At 72.6% G+C, this 2,523-nt stretch carries 2 protein-coding genes; one reads left to right on the top strand and one right to left on the bottom strand.

All coding sequences use genetic code 11. The features are described 5' to 3' along the window. Positions 1 to 30: 30 nt before the first annotated feature. Positions 31 to 1,242: an 8-amino-7-oxononanoate synthase gene (locus BFF77_RS32010; RefSeq protein ID WP_066957059.1), complete on the bottom strand. Its 1,212-nt coding sequence runs from the start codon at positions 1,240 to 1,242 to the stop codon at positions 31 to 33. A 143-nt stretch (positions 1,243 to 1,385) separates the two neighbouring features. Here BFF77_RS32010 and bioB point away from each other — a divergent pair. Next, positions 1,386 to 2,523: biotin synthase BioB (gene bioB / locus BFF77_RS32015; protein ID WP_066957061.1), on the top strand; the 1,138-nt coding region annotated here is incomplete at its 3' end.

Below are 2,523 nucleotides of genomic sequence, written 5' to 3' on the forward strand. Positions count from 1 at the left end.
CGAGCTCGTCCGACCCGAGCTCGGGTCAGGTCAGAAAGCGGTCGCGTCCGCCGGCGCGACCGCCGTGATCGTCCGTACCGCCGTGCCGATCTGCTCGTCCGTCAGATCGGCACGCGCGGTGAGTCTGATCCGGGAGATGCCGTCCGGCACCGACGGCGGCCGGAAGCATCCCACGGCCAGCCCCTCGGTACGGCAGTCGGCGGCCCAGCGCACGGCTGCCTCCGGTGACGGCGCCTGTACGGAGACGACGGCGGCGTCCGGCGGCGCGGCGGTCAGACCGGCCGCGGTCAGCCGCCGGTGCAGCGTACGGGCGACCTCGCGCGCGCGGTCCGCCCTGCCGGGCTCCCGGCGCAGCAGCCGCAGGCTTTCCAGCGCGCCGCCCACCGCCGCCGGCGCGAGTCCCGTGTCGAAGATGAACGTCCGTGCCGCGTTGACGAGATGCTCGATCACCCGGGCCGGGCCGAGCACGGCGCCGCCCTGACTGCCCAGGGACTTGGAGAGCGTCAGGGTGACGGCCACACCGGCCGCGCCCGCGATGCCCGCGGCGTGCACCGTGCCCCGGCCGCCCTCGCCGAGCACGCCCAGACCGTGCGCGTCGTCGACGAGCAGCGCGGCTCCCCGCGCGTGGCAGACACCGGCCAGTTCCACCAGCGGCGCGGCGTCACCGTCCACCGAGAACACCCCGTCGCTCACCACCAGCGACCGCCGGCCCGGGTGCGCTTCGAGGGTCTTGCGTACGGCGTCGGGCTCCGCGTGCGGGACGACCACGGTCTCGGCGCGCGAGAGCCGGCAGCCGTCCACGATCGAGGCGTGGTTGCCCGCGTCGGAGACGAGCAGCGAGCCACGGGCCGTCAGCGCGGTGAGGGCCGCGAGATTGGCGGCGTAGCCGGAGGAAAGGACGAGCGCGGCCTCGAAGCCGCAGAACTCGGCCAGTTCACGCTCCAGTTCGGCGTGCAGCTCGGTGCTGCCGGTGACCAGCCGGGAGCCGGTGGCGCCCGCGCCCCAGCGGCGGGCGGCCTCCGCCGCCGCGCCGGTCACCGCGGGATGGCGGGTGAGGCCCAGATAGTCGTTGCTCGCCAGATCCAGCAGGGCGGAGTCGGCGGGGCGCGGGCGGAGCGCACGGACGAGGCCCGCGCTCTGGCGGCGGCGCGCCTCCTCGTCGGCCCAGTCGAAGGGATCGGCCCCTTCGAAGGGACCGGTCCGGTCGGAGAGATCGGTCCGGTCGGATGGATCCTGCGCCATGGTGCGGTCCTTTTGTAGGGTGCGCACAGACTTTAACCGTGCCCGGACCGGGTCAGGATGTGGCCATGCACACACTTCGTTCTGGTGGTGTTGTCGGGTTCCTCCCTGGCTTCGAGGTGCTCGCTTAGGCCAGGATCGGCACCATGGACCTGCTGAACACGCTGGTGGAGAAGGGCCTGCGGCGCGAGCCGCCGACCCGCGAAGAAGCGCTCGCCGTACTGGCGACCTCCGACGACGATCTGCTCGAAGTGGTGGCCGCGGCCGGGAAGGTGCGCCGCCAGTGGTTCGGGCGGCGGGTGAAGCTCAACTATCTGGTCAATCTGAAGTCCGGGCTCTGCCCCGAGGACTGCTCGTACTGCTCGCAGCGGCTCGGCTCCACGGCGGAGATCCTCAAGTACACCTGGCTGAAGCCCGAAGATGCCTCGAAGGCGGCGGCGGCCGGTGTGGCGGGCGGAGCGAAGCGGGTCTGCCTGGTGGCGAGCGGACGCGGTCCGACGGACCGTGATGTCGACCGGGTCTCACGGACGATCGAGGCGATCAAGGAGCAGAACGAGGACGTCGAGGTGTGCGCCTGTCTCGGGCTGCTCTCGAACGGACAGGCGGAGCGGCTGCGGGCCGCGGGAGCCGACGCGTACAACCACAACCTCAACACGTCCGAGGGAACGTACGGGGACATCACCACCACCCACACCTACGCCGACCGGGTGGACACGGTGCGGCAGGCCCAGTCGGCCGGTCTCTCCGCCTGCTCGGGTCTGATCGCCGGTATGGGCGAGAGCGACGCGGATCTGGTCGACGTGGTCTTCTCGCTCCGTGCGCTCGACCCGGACTCGGTGCCGGTCAACTTCCTGATCCCGTTCGAGGGCACGCCGCTGGCCAAGGAGTGGAACCTGACTCCGCAGCGCTGTCTGCGGATCCTGGCGATGACCCGGTTCGTCTGCCCGGACGTGGAGGTGCGGCTCGCGGGCGGGCGTGAGGTGCATCTGCGCACGATGCAGCCGCTCGCGCTCCATCTCGTCAACTCGATCTTCCTCGGCGACTATCTCACCAGCGAGGGCCAGGAGGGCAAGACCGACCTGGAGATGATCGCGGACGCGGGCTTCGAGGTGGAGGGCGCGGGCACCACGACACTGCCCGAGCACCGGGCGGGCGGCTGCGGGCCCTGCGGCGACGCCGGGTCCGAGCGGGCCGGGTGCGCGCCGGCCGGCGCGGAGGCCGCCGCGCCGGACCGTACGGCAGCGGAGGCGGCGGCAGTGGCAGCGGCGGGCGAGGATCCGGTCG

It is taken from the genome of Streptomyces lushanensis (assembly GCF_001700515.1).
Taxonomy (GTDB): Bacteria; Actinomycetota; Actinomycetes; order Streptomycetales; family Streptomycetaceae; genus Streptomyces; species Streptomyces lushanensis.